This window comes from Salmonella sp. HY31, from assembly GCF_042604575.1.
Lineage (GTDB): Bacteria > Pseudomonadota > Gammaproteobacteria > Enterobacterales > Enterobacteriaceae > Salmonella > Salmonella diarizonae.
On record NZ_CP170479.1, the window covers coordinates 640,251 to 657,215 of the forward strand.

The 16,965-nt window shown below is 52.1% G+C and carries 16 protein-coding genes and 1 pseudogene; 6 read left to right on the forward strand and 11 right to left on the reverse strand.

Translation table 11 applies throughout. The features are described 5' to 3' along the window. Positions 1 to 13: 13 nt before the first annotated feature. Positions 14 to 871, reverse strand: a pseudogene (yjeJ, locus tag ACE15A_RS02935) (YjeJ family protein). 283 nt (positions 872 to 1,154) lie between these two features. After that, entirely contained in the window at positions 1,155 to 2,183 is a 1,029-nt protein-coding gene (gene epmB, locus ACE15A_RS02940) for an EF-P beta-lysylation protein EpmB (RefSeq protein WP_023248780.1), read from the reverse strand. Positions 2,184 to 2,223: 40 nt separating this feature from the next. Here epmB and efp point away from each other — a divergent pair, with 40 nt between their 5' ends. From efp to ecnB, 3 genes are all read left to right on the forward strand, one after another. After that, the gene (gene efp, locus ACE15A_RS02945) at positions 2,224 to 2,790 is read left to right on the forward strand and encodes an elongation factor P (protein ID WP_000257282.1); all 567 of its coding nucleotides are present in this window, start codon (positions 2,224 to 2,226) and stop codon (positions 2,788 to 2,790) included. Positions 2,791 to 2,850: 60 nt separating this feature from the next. Next, positions 2,851 to 2,985, forward strand: coding sequence for a hypothetical protein (locus tag ACE15A_RS02950; RefSeq protein ID WP_023248781.1), 135 nt, complete (start codon positions 2,851 to 2,853; stop codon positions 2,983 to 2,985). Between the two features lie 107 nt (positions 2,986 to 3,092). Then, positions 3,093 to 3,239: a lipoprotein toxin entericidin B gene (gene ecnB, locus ACE15A_RS02955; RefSeq protein ID WP_000239598.1), complete on the forward strand. Its 147-nt coding sequence runs from the start codon at positions 3,093 to 3,095 to the stop codon at positions 3,237 to 3,239. Positions 3,240 to 3,269: 30 nt separating this feature from the next. Here the strand turns inward: ecnB and ACE15A_RS02960 are convergent, their stop codons facing one another. Beyond that, positions 3,270 to 3,857, reverse strand: a complete 588-nt coding sequence (locus tag ACE15A_RS02960; protein ID WP_023248782.1) for a LuxR C-terminal-related transcriptional regulator — start codon at positions 3,855 to 3,857, stop codon at positions 3,270 to 3,272. Between the two features lie 257 nt (positions 3,858 to 4,114). On the opposite strand from ACE15A_RS02960, the gene sugE reads away from it, so the two are divergent. Continuing rightward, a complete protein-coding gene (gene sugE / locus ACE15A_RS02965) occupies positions 4,115 to 4,432 on the forward strand; it encodes a quaternary ammonium compound efflux SMR transporter SugE (RefSeq protein WP_023248783.1) in 318 nt (105 codons plus the stop codon). A gap of 16 nt (positions 4,433 to 4,448) precedes the next feature. Here sugE and ACE15A_RS02970 read toward each other — a convergent pair whose 3' ends face one another. From ACE15A_RS02970 to frdA, 5 genes are all read right to left on the reverse strand, one after another. Next, complete coding sequence (locus tag ACE15A_RS02970) at positions 4,449 to 4,982, reverse strand: lipocalin family protein (protein ID WP_053507697.1); 534 nt, start codon at positions 4,980 to 4,982, stop codon at positions 4,449 to 4,451. A gap of 111 nt (positions 4,983 to 5,093) precedes the next feature. After that, positions 5,094 to 5,453: a fumarate reductase subunit FrdD gene (gene frdD, locus ACE15A_RS02975; protein ID WP_000609650.1), complete on the reverse strand. Its 360-nt coding sequence runs from the start codon at positions 5,451 to 5,453 to the stop codon at positions 5,094 to 5,096. Positions 5,454 to 5,463: 10 nt separating this feature from the next. Continuing rightward, the gene (frdC, locus tag ACE15A_RS02980) at positions 5,464 to 5,859 is read right to left on the reverse strand and encodes a fumarate reductase subunit FrdC (protein WP_000208749.1); all 396 of its coding nucleotides are present in this window, start codon (positions 5,857 to 5,859) and stop codon (positions 5,464 to 5,466) included. A gap of 10 nt (positions 5,860 to 5,869) precedes the next feature. Then, entirely contained in the window at positions 5,870 to 6,604 is a 735-nt protein-coding gene (gene frdB / locus ACE15A_RS02985) for a fumarate reductase iron-sulfur protein (protein ID WP_000829509.1), read from the reverse strand. Further along, the gene (frdA, locus tag ACE15A_RS02990) at positions 6,597 to 8,387 is read right to left on the reverse strand and encodes a fumarate reductase (quinol) flavoprotein subunit (protein WP_001192954.1); all 1,791 of its coding nucleotides are present in this window, start codon (positions 8,385 to 8,387) and stop codon (positions 6,597 to 6,599) included. The genes frdB and frdA overlap by 8 nt, the downstream gene beginning before the upstream one ends. 322 nt (positions 8,388 to 8,709) lie before the next feature. Here frdA and epmA point away from each other — a divergent pair, with 322 nt between their 5' ends. Both epmA and yjeM read left to right on the forward strand, forming a co-directional pair. Continuing rightward, positions 8,710 to 9,687, forward strand: a complete 978-nt coding sequence (gene epmA, locus ACE15A_RS02995; RefSeq protein WP_023248785.1) for an elongation factor P--(R)-beta-lysine ligase — start codon at positions 8,710 to 8,712, stop codon at positions 9,685 to 9,687. A 225-nt stretch (positions 9,688 to 9,912) separates the two neighbouring features. Beyond that, entirely contained in the window at positions 9,913 to 11,415 is a 1,503-nt protein-coding gene (gene yjeM, locus ACE15A_RS03000) for a glutamate/gamma-aminobutyrate family transporter YjeM (protein ID WP_023248786.1), read from the forward strand. A gap of 61 nt (positions 11,416 to 11,476) precedes the next feature. On the opposite strand, the gene mscM is transcribed toward yjeM, so the two are convergent. The 3 genes from mscM to rsgA form a co-directional block, all read right to left on the reverse strand. Continuing rightward, positions 11,477 to 14,803: a miniconductance mechanosensitive channel MscM gene (gene mscM / locus ACE15A_RS03005; protein WP_053529126.1), complete on the reverse strand. Its 3,327-nt coding sequence runs from the start codon at positions 14,801 to 14,803 to the stop codon at positions 11,477 to 11,479. A gap of 18 nt (positions 14,804 to 14,821) precedes the next feature. After that, on the reverse strand, positions 14,822 to 15,790 hold the full coding sequence (gene asd, locus ACE15A_RS03010) for an archaetidylserine decarboxylase (protein WP_023248788.1): 969 nt from the start codon (positions 15,788 to 15,790) through the stop codon (positions 14,822 to 14,824). Between the two features lie 91 nt (positions 15,791 to 15,881). Beyond that, a complete protein-coding gene (gene rsgA, locus ACE15A_RS03015) occupies positions 15,882 to 16,934 on the reverse strand; it encodes a small ribosomal subunit biogenesis GTPase RsgA (protein ID WP_072158621.1) in 1,053 nt (350 codons plus the stop codon). Positions 16,935 to 16,965: the final 31 nt, after the last annotated feature.

Sequence of the window (16,965 nt, forward strand, 5' to 3'; positions counted from 1 at the left end):
GAGGGCGATATGGTTAGTGTTTTTCCTGCGATGACCCCATGCGTAGATTATGCAACGCGCGCAGGCATTGATCTTGCGTCAGACGCGTTGCTTTACCGGTTCCTGGCGTTCTGACAAAAACCTTACATGGTCTTCCCTCCAGCTTTTTAAGACGCGGGCTGTAATTCAGCAAACGGCGTGATATCGCTTCGGCTTCTTTAGAGCCTGACTGACTGCGGGTTTTAATGATGGTGCCGCAATCATAAGATTTTCCTGCTTCATCCGTGTAACGATAAACGAGCGCCAGATAATGGTTATACAGATTATGTTTCCAGTCGGGCTGGTTATAGGTATCGAATTGCAGATTACCGTTTTCCAGACAATCAGCATCGTATAATGGTAAAAAGTCCAGCATTGAAGAAATACGCAATGCGAGCTCACGCATTCCGGCATTGTTAATAGCGTGAATAATAGCTATCACCAGGACTTCAACCTGCCACTCTCCAACCTGTAAATCCAGGTGGCTACCATTGTGCAGATTTAACGTAAAGATTAATGCCTCTTCTGTATTATCGCTGAGCGCTAAGGACTCAATGCGCTAATTAATATCGGCGTTTTCCAGCTCTTCACGGAGTATTGCCGGAATATTCTCATGCATTTTACGCACATGGCTGCTTTTGGCTTTCTGGCGTTTTTCCTGCTCTTGTTCCGGAAGCGAGTGTTGTAAATAAAGCTGGTGTTCAAGGCCGATCAGCAGGTCTCGCAGCGCGAGCACAGGAAAGAAAAGCACTATTTCTTTATTTCTCAGGGACTTCACCTTAAGCGCCAGCGCGATAAACGTATTATTGTGACGAATAACGCCGGTATTTAGTTCTTTAATCGTTAAGGCTATGTCAATTCTCCATAAATATAAAATAATTAAATGTTTAATAGTAATGTTTTTAATATATGAATTGTTTATGCTGCTCTATAAAAAGGAAAGCCAGTATAATTTGAAAATGCAGTACATGCTAAGCGAGTCCTAAAACGGATTTTATTGAAAAGAGAGTGTCAGAAATAGGAGGGATAACGAACGTTATTTTATCGTCGCCAGATGGTGAGGAGAATCGCAGGGCGAATCTCCTCGTGATATTGCGCGGTAATATTTTTCGCCGTCCCTGATTCGCCCGCGAGTATTATTGTTGACGAAGCTGTAAATCAAGCGGCGTTTTGCTCGGTTCGCCGCCAATTTCACGCGCCAGTCTTGGCACCATATAGCCGGATACCAGCGTGAGCAGTTCGCGCATGATTTGCCGGGCTTCGTCATCGGTGACCATAAAATGCGCGGCACCCTGCACTTTATCCAGCACATGCAGGTAATAGGGCATCACTCCGGCGTCGAATAGCGCGTTGCTCAGATTCGCCAGCGTTTGCGCATTATCATTCACGCCACGCAGCAGGACGCTCTGGTTGAGAAGCGTTACGCCCACGCGGCGCAGTTTCTTCATCGCCAGGCAGAACGCCTCGTCCACTTCATTGGCGTGGTTGATATGGTTCACCAGCAAAAGTTGCAGACGCGACTGGTCAAAGCGGGCGACCAGTTCGTCAGTAATACGTGCCGGGATGACGATAGGCAACCGGCTATGGATGCGTAACCGCTTGACGTGCTTAATGGCTTCCAGTTGCGTGAGCAGCCAGTCCAGCTCATGATCTTTCGCCATCAGCGGATCGCCGCCGGAAAAGATGATCTCATCCAGTTCCGGGTGCGCGGCAATATACTCCAGCGCGACTTTCCAGTTGCGTTTATTGCCTTGATTCTCCGCATACGGGAAGTGACGACGGAAACAGTAGCGGCAATTTACCGCGCATCCGCCTTTTACCAGCAATAGCGCTCGGTTTTGGTATTTATGCAATAATCCTGGCACCACGCTGTGTTGCTCTTCCAGCGGGTCGGTGGAGAAACCGGGGGCGACAATAAATTCGTCCCGGGACGTCAGTACCTGACGTAAAAGAGGATCGTCAGGGTTGCCTTTCTCCATGCGCGCAATAAAAGCGCGCGGCACGCGGAGGGCAAACAAATGCCTGGCGTCCTGTCCTGCCCGGAGTTTTTCATCAGCTTCAATCTGTAAAAGATGCAGCAGTTCATCGGGATTGGTCACAACATCGGCAAGTTGCGCTAACCAATCTTCTCGCAATGGGGTATTTAGGGTTACAATATGCGCCATTTTGTGGCTTAGCTACCAGTTAACAATTTCAGAGGGCCTTATGGCGACTTACTATAGCAACGATTTTCGTTCCGGTCTTAAAATCATGTTGGATGGCGAACCTTATGCGGTTGAATCCAGTGAATTCGTGAAACCGGGTAAAGGCCAGGCGTTTGCCCGCGTTAAGCTGCGTCGCCTGCTGACCGGCACGCGTGTAGAGAAAACCTTCAAATCGACCGATTCCGCTGAAGGCGCGGATGTGGTCGATATGAACCTGACTTACCTGTATAACGACGGTGAGTTCTGGCATTTCATGAACAACGAAACCTTCGAACAGCTCTCTGCAGATGCCAAAGCTATCGGCGACAACGCAAAATGGCTGCTGGATCAGGCGGAATGCATCGTGACCCTGTGGAACGGTCAGCCAATCTCTGTCACCCCGCCAAACTTTGTTGAACTGGAAATCGTTGATACCGACCCAGGTCTGAAGGGCGATACCGCAGGTACGGGCGGTAAACCAGCTACTCTGTCTACTGGCGCAGTGGTTAAAGTTCCGCTGTTCGTGCAGATTGGTGAAGTGATCAAAGTCGATACCCGTTCCGGCGAATACGTATCTCGCGTAAAATAATTTACGTTACCGGGAAGTATGGCGTAGCGTGTGCTGCGCCATCGTATTTTTCGAGCATCAATGATGAAACGCCTTATCAGCCTTGTCGCGCTGGTTCTCCTCATCGGCACATTATTAACGGCATGTAATACCGCTCGTGGTTTTTGCGAAGATATTCAGCATCTCGGTCACACCCTCTCCCGCGCAGCCAGTTAATCACTTCTCGTCTTCCTAAAATTAGTCGAACGTCCGTCATTTTCTGGGATGTTGTCTATTATTAAGTTGCTATACACAAACAACATTGGCTAGAAAAGGAAGACATTATGGTTAAAAAGACAATTGCAGCGATCTTTTCTGTTTTGGTACTTTCCACTGTATTAACCGCTTGTAATACCACGCGTGGCGTGGGTGAGGACATCTCGGACGGTGGTAGTGCGATCTCTGGCGCTGCAACCAGAGCTCAGCAGTAATCATCAACGGTACGGCATGGCGTCGTACCGTTAATCTATTCTCTCCGGAAGCGTTAGAAAGGGAGAATACCGATTATCCATATGAAGTTTCATACGGATATTACGTTTATAGGTGTAAACCGTTTTCCCGTGAATGCCAAGCGCATACGCAATTTCTTTATTGCTGGTGCCTTCTGTCCACATCGCGAGCACCTTTTCCTCCTGCGGAGAGAGCAATGGCGTGGCGCTTTCCGGCGCTTCCTGCAGTGGATGAGTACAGAGTGCGCCTTTAATTCGTTGTGCAAGCTCATGTAAAGACGTGTGTTTAGATAACACCGCATGGCTGGCATAGTGTGACCTGTACGGCACATCCCCTGACTGTAATAATACCAACGGCGTCATCCCACAGGCGGCGAAAAATGCATTGATAGGCTGCGCGGGCAAGGCATCGTTGAGAAAACCATATAAATCAGCGATAACCAGATGAGGCTTCCATTGCAGAATATGTTCTTTCGCCAGTATAAGGTTATTCATCCCGGATACCAGCAGCGAAGAACTGAGCACATCAGTGTGATTAAGCCAGGCCTCCATTCCCGTACGGGTAAAATGGCATCGGTCTATCACTAAAATTTTCAACATAGTTTTTTTGCACCTGGAAGTAGATAAAGCATTTTCTGATCCCAGAAAGCGCTCCATCATAGAGAACTCCTGTTGGCGCTAAATGCGAAAATTACGCGGCTTAAAAGGGTCAATTCCCGCCTTTAGACGGAAAAAATAAAAAGGTTGAAATTCATTTTCTCTCAGGCAAGAATAGCTTTTAATCCGTATACGTTACAGGACGACCTGTAAACGCTATTCTCAGCGGGGACGGCCCCATTAATTCTCTGGAGCCTGATATGTCCTGGATCATTTTATTAATCGCTGGTTTACTTGAAGTGGTATGGGCTGTCGGCCTGAAGTATACCCACGGTTTTTCTCGTCTGACCCCCAGTATTATCACTATTATTGCCATGATTATCAGTATGGCGTTACTTTCCTGGGCAATGAAAACGCTACCTGTTGGAACGGCGTACGCTATCTGGACCGGCATCGGCGCCGTCGGGGCGGCAATCACCGGTATCCTTCTGCTGGGCGAGTCTGCCTCACCGGCGCGTTTGCTCAGTCTTGGCTTGATCGTCGCGGGTATAATTGGGCTAAAACTCAGCACGCATTAATTCGTCGCTGACATCGCTACGAACCTGATTGTTTTACCCAAATTAATTTATTGACGTCAAACCCCTCCCGGGTCGCGACGGCCAGCATTTGCTGTTTTATTTCCTCAGAGAGCGTTGGCGTGCGAGAGAGTATCCACAAATAATCGCGATCCGGGCCGCACACCAGCGCATGACGGTATTCTCTGTCAATCGCAATCACGTTATAGCCGCCGTAGAACGGGCCGAAAAAAGAGACCTTGAGCGCGGCGCGGTTTGGACTACCGGTAAAATACGCTTTGCCTTCTGTTTTTTGCCACATTCCCCGATCCGGGTTATAGCCTTTATTGATGACATTAAGCCCGCCATCGTTACGCAGACTATAGGTGGCAGTAACTTGCTCCAGTCCACGCTCAAATCGATGATCGAGGCGTGCGATTTCATACCAGGTGCCGAGGTAACGTTTGGCATCAAAGTTATTTACCACGGTAACGCCTTTAGGCGGCGTAGGCGAACTACAGGCGACAACCAAAAATGCCGCGGTAACTGCAGCAACGACGGGCAGCAAGCGCATAGAGTTTTTCCTTCCAGTGTTTTTTCTAAGTGTAGAACCTGGCGGGAAAATGAGGGGCAGGAAAAGAAAAAACGCCCTCTTACCGGGTAGATAAGAGGGCATCGTTGCGACTTAGAGAGTGATAACGCCAATCGCCGTCACAACGGTCAGGATTGCCGCCAGGCCGTAGAAGACCCATTTGCCCGCGGGCACATGAATTTTCAGGTCATGCATCGCATGGTGCATACGGTGTAAGCCACACCATAGTGGCAGTACGATCATCAGGAACAGAAAAACGCGACCAATAAAGCTTTGGGCGAACGTCAGTACGCGCTCAAAACTTAGGGCATCGCCCGGAAACAGCCCCAGCGGCAGCATGATGCCAACCAGTAGCACGATCACCGGCGCGATGATCGCGCCCCACATACCGCCTGCGCCAAACAGTCCCCAGAATACGGGTTCATCAGAACGTTTTGGGTTTGGATTAATCATCCGGGACTCCTTACCAGAACAGGGCAACATACAGAATGACTACGGTGACTACCGCAGTGACCACCCAAAGCCCTTTGATAATTGGCTCTGGCCCCATTTTTTCGTCTTTTACAATGATATTGGCAGCCTTCGGCGCCAGCTCAAACCAGGTTTTGGTATGCAGCAGCGCGGCAGCCAGGGTGATCAGGTTTAAGATCACTACCACCGGATTTTGTAAAAAGCCGACGAATCCCATCCAGGATTCCGCGCCGTGTTTGAGTGCAAACAGACCGAAAATCAGTTCAATACTGAACCAGACTGCCGGCACCGCTGTGCCTTCGCGCAGCATATAAAAGCGATAAAACGGCAGTTTCTTCCACCAGGTGGACGTCATCGGCCGCACATAGGGTTTGCGTTTAGTCGTCATGTTGCACTCCTTAGCGTGGTTTCAGGGTGGCGATAAGAAAGTCTTTCGAGCTTTCCACTTTACCCTGCTGAATGGCCGCAGCCGGATCGACATGTTTTGGACAGACTTCGGAGCAGTAGCCCACGAAAGTACAGGTCCATACGCCGTTCGGACTGTTCAACTGCGCCATACGCTCCTTCTTACCGTGGTCGCGGCTGTCTTCGTTATAGCGATGCGCCAGCGTAATCGCAGCCGGTCCGATAAACTCAGGGTTCAGACCGAACTGCGGGCACGCGGCGTAGCACAGACCACAGTTGATGCAACCGGAGAACTGGTGATACTTCGCCATTTGCGCCGGGGTCTGGACGTTCGGCCCCTGATCCGGCGTGCGAGAGTTGCCAATAATGTACGGTTTGATCGCTTCCAGACTTTCAATAAAGTGCGTCATATCGACAACCAGGTCGCGCTCAATCGGGAAGTTTGCCAGCGCTTCCACCTTCATACCGTTGGTGTAATCGCGCAGGAAAGTTTTACACGCCAGTTTAGGGACGTTGTTGACCATCATGCCGCAAGAGCCGCAGATAGCCATACGACAGGACCAGCGGTAGCTCAGGTCTGGCGACAGGTTATCTTTGATGTAGCCCAACGCATCCAGTAGCGACGTTGTCTCATCATAAGGAACTTCATAGAAAGCACTGTGTGGCGCGGTATCGGTTTCCGGGTTATAGCGCACCACCTCAACTTTCAGGTTTTTCATCTCAGCCATTCGCCTTCTCCTTCTTATCGGCTGCTTCCGCTTCACCGCCGTAAACACGTTTGGCTGGCGGCAGGGTGGTGATTTTCACGTCACTGTATTCCAGGCGGGTCGTGCCATCAGCATCGCGGAAGGCGAGGGTGTGCTTGAGGAAGTTCACATCGTCGCGCTCGGTACAGCCTTCATCCAGACGCTGATGCGCGCCGCGGGACTCTTTACGCGCCAGAGCAGAGTGCGCCATACATTCCGCCACGTTCAGACCATGACCCAGTTCGATGGTATATAGCAGGTCAGTGTTGAACACACTGGAGGTATCGGAGATACGTACGCGCTTGAAGCGTTCCTGAAGTTCGGCCAGTTTATCAACGGTTTTCTGCATCAGTTCCGGGGTACGGTAGATACCGCAACCTTCTTCCATAGACAGACCCATCTCATCGCGGATCTTCGACCAGTTTTCGTTGCCTTCTTGGTTCACCAGATTTTTCAGACGTTGTTCAATGTCGGCAACCTGGGCGTCGAGCGCGGCGCTATTTGCGGCGCCTGCCGTAGCAGCGCGCTCCATCGCTTGTTCGCCAGCCAGACGACCAAATACCACCAGTTCCGCCAGTGAGTTGGAACCGAGGCGGTTCGCGCCATGCAGACCGACAGAGGAACATTCGCCAACGGCAAACAGTCCTTTGACACGGCTTTCACAGTTCTGGTCGGTTTCAATGCCGCCCATGGTGTAATGCGCGGTCGGACGTACTGGAATCGGTTCTTTAACCGGATCAACGCCGACATAGGCTTTCGCCAGTTCGCAAATGAACGGCAGACGTTCATGCAGTTTCTTCTCGCCGAGATGACGCAGGTCGAGGTGAACCACATCGCCGCGCGGCGTGGAGATAGTGTTGCCTTTACGCCATTCGTGCCAGAAAGCCTGGGATACTTTGTCGCGCGGCCCCAGTTCCATATATTTGTTTTTCGGCTCGCCCAGCGGCGTTTCAGGGCCCATGCCGTAATCTTGCAGGTAACGGTAGCCATTTTTGTTGACCAGAATACCGCCTTCGCCACGGCAACCTTCGGTCATCAGGATACCGGAACCTGGCAGGCCGGTCGGGTGATACTGAACGAATTCCATATCACGCAGCGGAACGCCGTGGCTCAGCGCCATGCCCATCCCGTCGCCGGTGACGATGCCGCCGTTGGTGTTATAGCGGTATACGCGGCCTGCGCCGCCTGTCGCCATTACCACGGCGTTGGCGCGGATTTGCACCAGCGTGCCTTCCATCATGTTCATCGCCACCAGGCCGCGCGCATGGTTGTCATCAACCAGAATGTCCAGTACAAAATGTTCGTCAAAGCGCTGGATTTGTGGGAATTGCAGGGAAGTCTGGAACAGGGTATGCAGCATATGGAAGCCGGTTTTATCTGCGGCGAACCAGGTACGCTCGATTTTCATACCACCGAAGCGACGCACGTTAACGCTACCGTCCGGACGGCGGCTCCACGGGCAGCCCCATTGCTCGAGCTGCGTCATTTCAGTGGGACAATGGTGGACAAAGTAATCCACGACATCCTGCTCACACAGCCAGTCTCCGCCTGCTACCGTATCGTGAAAATGATAGTCAAAGCTGTCATGATCCTGGGCGACAGCGGCTGAACCCCCTTCGGCAGCGACAGTGTGGCTGCGCATCGGGTACACTTTTGAGATCAGTGCGATTTTAGCGTTGGGATTCGCCTGTGCGGCAGCAATTGCAGCACGTAATCCCGCGCCACCGGCGCCTATAATGGCAAGATCGGCTTGAAAGGTTTGCACGACATTCCTCCAGATTATTGTAATTTCACCCTCGCGCAGCCAGATAAAGCCTCTGGGTTCTGCGGAGTATGAATGCGTTTCCACTGCTCCTTTATGGGTACAACAGTATAGTCTCAGGGATGTCAGGGAAATTTGACGTGTTCGATTTTTTTAGCGTATCAGGGGGATGAATTATCATTGATTTTGATTAATTTAATTACTAAACCATCTGAAATCACTTTTTTTACCCTCCAGAAGGCGCCCGATACGCCCGCGCAAAATTTGTTTCGCCCGCGCGTTGCGAGTAGACTTCGTGACCTTGTCTTAAACTGGAGAAAGAATCATGAGCGAAACGGCAACCTGGCAGCCGAGCGCGTCCATCCCCAATTTATTAAAACGCGCGGCGATTATGGCGGAAATCCGTCGTTTCTTTGCCGATCGTGGAGTGCTTGAGGTTGAGACGCCTTGCATGAGTCAGGCGACGGTCACGGACATCCATCTGTTCCCGTTCGAAACGCGTTTCGTCGGACCTGGCCATTCCCAGGGGATGAACCTCTATTTAATGACCAGTCCGGAATACCATATGAAACGCCTGCTGGCGGCAGGATGTGGTCCGGTTTTTCAGCTATGCCGCAGCTTCCGCAACGAAGAGATGGGACGACATCATAATCCGGAATTCACTATGCTGGAGTGGTATCGACCGCATTACGATATGTACCGCCTGATGAATGAAGTGGATGATTTGCTTCAGCAAGTGTTGGATTGTCAGCCTGCGGAAAGCCTCTCCTATCAACAGGCGTTTCAGCGCCACCTGGAGATTGACCCATTATCAGCGGACAAAATGCAGCTGCGTGAGGTGGCGGCAAAGCTTGATTTAAGCAATATTGCCGATACGGAAGAAGACCGGGACACCTTGCTGCAACTGCTGTTCACGATGGGGGTCGAGCCGCATATAGGTAAAGAAAAGCCGACCTTTATTTATCATTTTCCGGCAAGTCAGGCATCGCTGGCGCAAATCAGTACCGAGGATCATCGCGTCGCCGAGCGCTTTGAGGTGTACTACAAAGGTATTGAGCTGGCGAATGGTTTCCACGAGCTGACGGACGCACGTGAACAACAACAGCGCTTTGAACAGGATAATCGTAAGCGCGCTGCGCGCGGCCTGCCGCAGCAGCCGATTGACCAAAATCTGCTGGATGCTCTGGCCGCAGGTTTACCGGATTGTTCCGGCGTGGCGCTGGGCGTTGATCGTCTGGTGATGCTGGCGCTGGGGGCGGAAAGCCTGGCGGACGTGATTGCTTTTACGGTCGATCGGGCGTAAATCTGAAATTTACTCTTTTGCGAGATAAAATGGCGCAATAAGCGCCATTTTGTAGCATATTTTTTCAATTATCCTCTACTTGCCACAACATAAGGCTGGATATTTGATGCCATTTAGGTATCAATCCTGTGTTGATTTTTTTATCGCTGACCTTTGTAAAAAAGAAGGCGGCGTCAATCGGTGAGCGGCGTCTGGCAAACGCGCTCGAGCGTAAGGGATGGTTGAATGACTCACACAATAAAAAAGATGAGCCTTATTGGGCTTATCCTGATGATTTTTACTTCTGTTTTTGGTTTTGCGAATAGCCCTTCGGCGTTTTATTTAATGGGATATAGCGCAATCCCGTGGTATATATTTTCTGCCTTACTGTTTTTTATTCCATTCGCCTTAATGATGGCTGAAATGGGTTCCGCTTATCGAAAAGAAGAGGGGGGAATCTATTCCTGGATGAATAATAGCGTGGGGCCGCGTTATGCGTTTATCGGCACGTTTATGTGGTTTTCATCGTATGTCATCTGGATGGTAAGTACGGCGGCAAAAGTCTGGGTACCGTTTTCTACTTTTGTTTTTGGCGCCGATATGACGCAGCACTGGGGGATCGCCGGGCTTGAAGCTACCCAGGTTGTCGGATTGTTGGCCGTTGGCTGGATGATTCTGGTGACGTGTGTCGCCGCCAGAGGGATTAATAAAATTGCGCGAATTACGGCGGTCGGAGGTATTGCCGTAATGTGTCTTAATTTAGTTTTATTGTTAGTGAGTGTCGCTATTTTGTTGTTAAATGGTGGGCATTTTGCACAAGAAATTAATTTTACCTCGTCACCGAATCCGGGTTATCACTCTGGCCTGGCAATGTTGTCATTTGTTGTATTTGCTATTTTTGCTTACGGTGGCATTGAAGCCGTCGGCGGGCTGGTGGATAAAACCGAGAAACCGGAAAAGAATTTTGCGAAAGGTATCGTCTTCGCGGCAATTGTGATTTCAATTGGTTATTCTTTGGCAATCTTTTTATGGGGCGTCAGCACTAACTGGCAACAGATATTAAGTAATAGCGCCGTTAACTTAGGGAATATCACCTATATTCTGATGTCGAGTTTAGGCACGACATTAGGCAACGCGTTAAACCTTTCTCCAGAAGCGGCGTTGACGGTGGGCGTCTGGTTTGCACGTATCACTGGTCTTTCTATGTTTCTGGCTTATACCGGCGCGTTTTTTACGTTGAGCTATTCACCGCTGAAAGCCATTATTCAGGGGACGCCAAAAGCGTTGTGGCCCGCGCCGATGACGAAACTGAACGCTAACGGTATGCCGGCGACCGCTATGTGGCTACAGTGTGTGCTGGTGAGTCTGTTTATTTTGCTGGTCTCTTTTGGCGGCGATACCGCGTCGGCGTTTTATAACAAACTCACGCTGATGGCGAATGTCTCAATGACGTTGCCATACCTGTTCCTTGCGCTGGCATTTCCCTTCTTTAAAGCGCGTCAGGATCTGGAGCGGCCATTTGTTCTCTTTAAAACCAAAGCCTCTACCCTGGTCGCGACAGTTGTTGTGGTGCTGGTGGTGACGTTTGCCAACGTTTTTACCATCATCCAACCAGTGATTGAGGCCGGGGACTGGAATAGCGCTCTGTGGATGACCGGCGGCCCGATCTTCTTCTCGTTGTTAGCGATGGCGATTTATCAGAATTACAGCCGCCGTATGAGCGCTGATCCGGAGTGGGCGGCGGAGTAAGCGCTTTGCGTGTAGGCCTGATAGCGCTGCGCTTATCAGGCCTACACGACACGAACCCGGATTACAAACTGCCTGCCGGGCGGCTGGTTTTACCGGCTGACGTTAACGTTCTTCCCGTCTGCTTCCCGTTCAGGCTTTCCAGACGCATCTGGAACGGTGGGAATGGCATATCGATACCGTGCTTATGGAAGCCCGCCAGAATCAACTGATGGATCTCATGGCGTAATGGCATACGGTGCCCCATTTCCGCGGCATAGATACGCAGTTCGAAAATCTGAATACCCTGCTGGAGATCCACCAGAAAGATTTCAGGTGGTGGGTTATCAAGCACCAAAGAACAGCGCTGCGCCGCCGTCAGTAGAATTTGCGTCACCTCTTCGCTATTGGCATCCGCTGGCGCCGGGATGGTTAACACCACGCGCGTAACGGAGTCAGACAGCGACCAGTTAATAAACTGTTCAGTGATAAAGGCTTTGTTCGGCACGATAATCTCTTTACGATCCCAGTCGCTGATGGTGGTGGCGCGGGTATTGATTTTGGTCACGCTACCGGTGAGATCGCGAATGGTCACCGTATCGCCGATACGAATCGGCTTTTCAAACAAAATAATCAGACCGGAGATAAAGTTAGCGAAAATTTCCTGCAGGCCAAAACCGAGCCCAACGCCGAGTGCGGCAACCAGCCACTGTAGCTTCGACCACTCAATTCCGATCATCGAGAAGCCGACCAGTCCGCCAATCAGCATTAACAGATATTTGGTGATGGTAGTGATGGCGTAACCGGTGCCCGGCGTTAAATCGAGATGCTGTAATAACGCCAGCTCCAGCAGCGCAGGCAGATTACGCACCAACTGCGTGGTGATGATAAACACCAGAATCGCAATGAGCACCGCCCCCAGGGTAATCGGCTCCAGGCTCTCCACACCCTGCACCGTAGAGGTGACATCCCACAGCGAAATATTCTCCAGGAAGCCGAACGCCGAGTGGATTTCCGACCACAGTACGATCACCGATAGCAGGGCGATAAGCATCAGAATCGAGCGGACCAGACGTAGCGATTGAGCGCTAATAGTGTCAAGATCGATTTCACTTTCATCGATGTCGACCGCGCCTTCAAGGCTGGAGGAGTGCGCCGGTTCTTCTTCGCCGCGCGCGCGCTGCGCCAACATTTCCGCCCGACGATGTTTGGCGCGGTCAAAAGCCAGTCGGCGTCGTTGGATCAGCATCCAGCGGCGAATTACGTGATAAATGACCAGCAGCAGGAACCAGATGGCGACCGAGGTTTCCAGTCTCGCCAGTAGCGCCTGCGCCGTGGCCAGATAGCCCACCGCCGCCGCCAGAATCGCGATAAGTGGCGCGCCCATCAACATATTCCACAGCAGGCTGTTGACCATGTTGTCGCTGTTGCCTTCTTTATCGAGATAGAGCGGGATTCCCGCTTTTTTCAGACTCAGCGTCACCAGCGCCAGCGCGCCGCATATCAGGATGAAGCAAAGGCGGCCCAACGAGCCGGAAAACTCCCGATCGTTAAGATTATCAAACATGATCACCGCCATAATGAGCGGCACGATCAGCCCAATGCTCATCAGGTAGTAGCGCATCGCTTTCGCTACCCGATTTCGCGGCCAGCCGAAATGCGCCACAAACAGGCCGTTAGGGCGGGCAAAAGCAGCGCAAATCATGACTACCCACAACAGCGGTACTGTCGCCGTCACGCCATCGCCGATGGCGACGGCCAGCGGATACGGCCAGGCTTCCTGTAGGCCATAACCAAGCGTCGCCCATAAGACGGGCAGCGGCGAGGCGACCAGAATCGACCAGAACACCGTTCGCAGCGTCAGCGAGAAGTGATCCTGGGTAACTTTCCCGACGCGCGAGGCTGAGCGCTCAAGGAACCGGTTGAAGTGTTGGCGCGAATAGAGGCTAAATCCGACCAGCACCAGCGCGCCGAATAACGGCAGTAGCGTCTCTTTGCTGGTCAGCATCATGATGCTGGCTTTACCTAACTGATTAAACGTATCTAATGAGATAAGCCGACGTAAATCCTGAACCAAATCAACAGGCCAGGAGAGCGATAGTGGGCTAACGTCAGCGGTCCAGAACAGATAACGGTGGGTCGCTTCGTTAACCTCTTTAAGCGCATCCTCCAGTTGACTATTGGAGACTTTCAGTTTGGTCAGCTCCAGGATCAGCGTGTCGCCGCCCTGTAACAAGGAGTTGAGCAGCTCACGCTGAGTACGAAGCTGGGCGTCAAGGATCCGGTTTTGCTCGGCGGTCAGCGGCTGTCCATCGGCCTGACGTATTTGCCGTAGCTGCGGCTGCTTATTGAGTAACTCTTCATAGCGCATACGGTGAACGCGTAACTGCGCCATTTCCGTATCAAGCTGCTGCGGCTTAGGCATTTCCGGCAGACGGGCGACCTGCGCGCGCAGCGCTTCGCCAAGCATGTTGGACACGCCAAGCCATTGCGACTGCTCCCGCAGCGTATTGAGCGCCTGACGCACCTGTAACGTTTGGCTGGTGGCCTGTCGCTGCTGCGAGGCGACCAGATCCATCCGCTGCGCTTGTTGATTGAGTGCTTGTGACAGTTCGCGGTTGATTTTAAATTGCTCGACGATGCCTTCCGGCAGACCGGCGCTGTTTTCCGCCAGCAGCTCAGTGCTTTCCAGCGCGCGTTCCGCTTCACGTTGACGCAGGCTGTTAAGCTGATTGCGCAGCGCCTGAAGATACGCATCCAATTGCTGACTCTGTTTTTCCGCCAGTTCGGAACGCAGACGAGCCAGTTCCTGACGGTTGTTGGCGGACAGTTGCGCCAGCTCCAGTTCGTCGACTAACGCCTTTAGTTTAGCGGATTCCGCCTGCATACTGAGACTTTGCGCCTGGCTAAGCGAGGCACTTCCGCCCGCGGCGCCGAGCCGTCGCTCAATCTCATTAAGCTGGCGGCGGGCGTCGTTTTGCTGTTGGGGAAGCTGGCTGAGCGAGTCGGCGATCTCCCTGGCGCGCTCCTGCTCCTGTTGCGCCTCGCGGGTTTTATCCAGTAGCTGGCTGCTAACCTGCAAGATCTCCTGATTTAACGCCTCGGTGGACATCTCTGGCGGTACGCTGCGAGGTTCATCGCGCAGATTATTCAACTGGGCGCGCAAGGTGGCGGACAGCTTAGGGAAATTATCAATAACGTGTTGATATTGTTTCGCGCGCTCAAGCGAGCCTTTTCGCTCTTCAAGCGCGTTTAACGCAGTCTGGAGCGCCTCAACAACTTCCGGCTGAGCAGGCTTCGCCGCTTTTGCCTGCTCCAGTTCCTGCGTGATTTGTTTGGCGTCGGGGGCCGTTGCGGCGAACGCCCCCGTGCTGAGGCACCAGGCCATCAGAAAAGCGATAATCAGGCGCACGTCAGCGTTCTCTCTTGATTAGGTTTCGTCTTTTTTATCGTCAACCAGCGGGCTGGCGTCGTGTTCGGCTTTAATTTCTTCTTCCGGCAGTGGAGCAGGTTCTACCTCCGGTGCGACGAATGTTTCGGTCGAGGTTGCCAGCGGTTGGCCAATTTTGGTGACGGACAGGCTTGCCAGCGACTCGATCAGATCCACTTTCCCCGGCGCAAATAAGTTGATGACCGTGGAACCCAGTTTAAAGCGCCCCATCTCCTGGCCTTTCAACAAGGCGACAGACCCTTCATGTTCGCCTTCTGGCCAGGTCCAGCGCTTGATGATGCCTTCGCGCGGCGGCGTAATGGTCCCCGCCCAGACGGTTTCGATACTGCCGACAATAGTCGCGCCGACCAGAATCTGCGCCATAGGGCCGAACTCGGTATCAAACAGACAGATAACGCGCTCGTTGCGGGCAAACAGGTTGGGGACGTTTTGCGCGGTCAGATGGTTAACGGAGAACAGATCGCCCGGTACGTAGATCATTTCGCGCAGGATGCCGTTGCATGGCATATGCACGCGATGGTAGTCGCGAGGGGAGAGGTAAGTGGTCACGAACGTGCCGTTGCGGAACTTATTCGCCATCAGGTAGTTACCCGCCAGCAACGCCTCAAGGCTGTAATTATGGCCTTTGGCCTGCAAAATTTTATCTTCTTCGATACGGCCCAACTGGCTAATCACGCCGTCGGCAGGCATAACCAGGATGTTAGGATCGGTATTGAGCGGGCGCACATCATCACGCAGCGGGCGCACGAAAAAATCATTGAACGTACGATAGCTGGCGGTATCCGGTTTTTGCGCCTCTGTCATATCGACTTTGTAATACTTTACAAAGAGATCGATAACCAGTTTCGTCAGCCATCCTGCTCGTTTGCTTGCGCCCCAGCCCGCCAGGCGAGTGAGCCATAGTTTCGGCAGTATGTATTGTAGCGAAAGTTTAAATGAGTTTAACAAGGTAGCCTCCAGGCCATTGTTGTTCCTGAACCGGCATTTATACCGGCATCCTGAAAAAAGGGGACGATTCTAACGACGCCTAGCGTATCTGTCAGTCGTCCGTATCAGAAAAGTTTTTACGCGTTTTTACCTGCGCCATACTTTCAAGAATTCGGTGATAATTTTCGAAACGGGTTTCCGCTATAGCGCCGTTCTCTACCGCCTCGCGAATGGCGCAGCCTGGATCGGCGTCATGCTTGCAGTCCCGGTATTTGCAATGTCCCAAATAGTCATGAAATTCGACAAAGCCCTGCGTGATTTGTTCCGGCTCCAGATGCCATAAGCCGAACTCGCGCACGCCAGGGGAGTCAATGACATCGCCGCCATGCGGGAAATGATACAGACGAGCAGCGGTAGTGGTATGTTGACCCAGACCGGAGACATTCGACACATCGTTCGTCAGAATCTCGTCCTGTAAGCCGAGCAGGGCGTTTAGCAGACTGGATTTTCCGACGCCGGACTGTCCGGCAAAAATACTGATGCGACCGGTTAACGCCTCTTCCAGCGGTTTCAGGCCATCCTGCGTATGGCTGGAGACCATCAGCACGCGATAGCCGATATTGCGGTAAATATCCATCTGCTCATTAACGAAGTCCATGCCTTCGTCATCCAGCAGATCAATTTTGTTCAGTACGATAAGCGGCTCAACCTGTAGGGTTTCACAGCCGACCAGATAGCGATCGATGATATTCAGCGACAGCTCCGGCAAAATCGCGGAGACGATAACGATTTGGTTAATGTTGGCGGCAATAGGCTTCACGCCGTCGTAGAAGTCCGGGCGCGTCAATACCGAGGTGCGCTCATGCACCGCTTCAACGATGCCTTTTACGTTGACGCCCTCTGAGGCGGCTTTGCCCGGACGCCAGACGACACGATCGCCTGTCACCAGCGAGCGAATGGTGCGGCGGATATTGCAACGGTGAACCTCGCCGTCAGCAGATTCCACATCGGCATGCATACCAAAACGGCTAATGACGATACCTTCTGCAGGCTCGCCAAACAGGTTGTCATCGTAGTCGGCTTTCTCCGCGGACGTTTTTAAACGACGCTGGTGATTGGCGTTCACACGGCGCTGCTGGCCTTTGGAGAGTTTATTTTTGCTCAATCGTACTGGCTCCTGGTCGCCCATAGTGGGC

Bases quoted from the DNA above. Each gene is read 5' to 3' on its own strand.
- epmB (WP_023248780.1), bottom strand. From the start codon at position 2,183: ATGGCGCATATTGTAACCCTAAATACCCCATTGCGAGAAGATTGGTTA.
- efp (WP_000257282.1), top strand. From the start codon at position 2,224: ATGGCGACTTACTATAGCAACGATTTTCGTTCCGGTCTTAAAATCATG.
- ACE15A_RS02950 (WP_023248781.1), top strand. From the start codon at position 2,851: ATGATGAAACGCCTTATCAGCCTTGTCGCGCTGGTTCTCCTCATCGGC.
- ecnB (WP_000239598.1), top strand. From the start codon at position 3,093: ATGGTTAAAAAGACAATTGCAGCGATCTTTTCTGTTTTGGTACTTTCC.
- ACE15A_RS02960 (WP_023248782.1), bottom strand. From the start codon at position 3,857: ATGTTGAAAATTTTAGTGATAGACCGATGCCATTTTACCCGTACGGGA.
- sugE (WP_023248783.1), top strand. From the start codon at position 4,115: ATGTCCTGGATCATTTTATTAATCGCTGGTTTACTTGAAGTGGTATGG.
- ACE15A_RS02970 (WP_053507697.1), bottom strand. From the start codon at position 4,982: ATGCGCTTGCTGCCCGTCGTTGCTGCAGTTACCGCGGCATTTTTGGTT.
- frdD (WP_000609650.1), bottom strand. From the start codon at position 5,453: ATGATTAATCCAAACCCAAAACGTTCTGATGAACCCGTATTCTGGGGA.
- frdC (WP_000208749.1), bottom strand. From the start codon at position 5,859: ATGACGACTAAACGCAAACCCTATGTGCGGCCGATGACGTCCACCTGG.
- frdB (WP_000829509.1), bottom strand. From the start codon at position 6,604: ATGGCTGAGATGAAAAACCTGAAAGTTGAGGTGGTGCGCTATAACCCG.
- epmA (WP_023248785.1), top strand. From the start codon at position 8,710: ATGAGCGAAACGGCAACCTGGCAGCCGAGCGCGTCCATCCCCAATTTA.
- yjeM (WP_023248786.1), top strand. From the start codon at position 9,913: ATGACTCACACAATAAAAAAGATGAGCCTTATTGGGCTTATCCTGATG.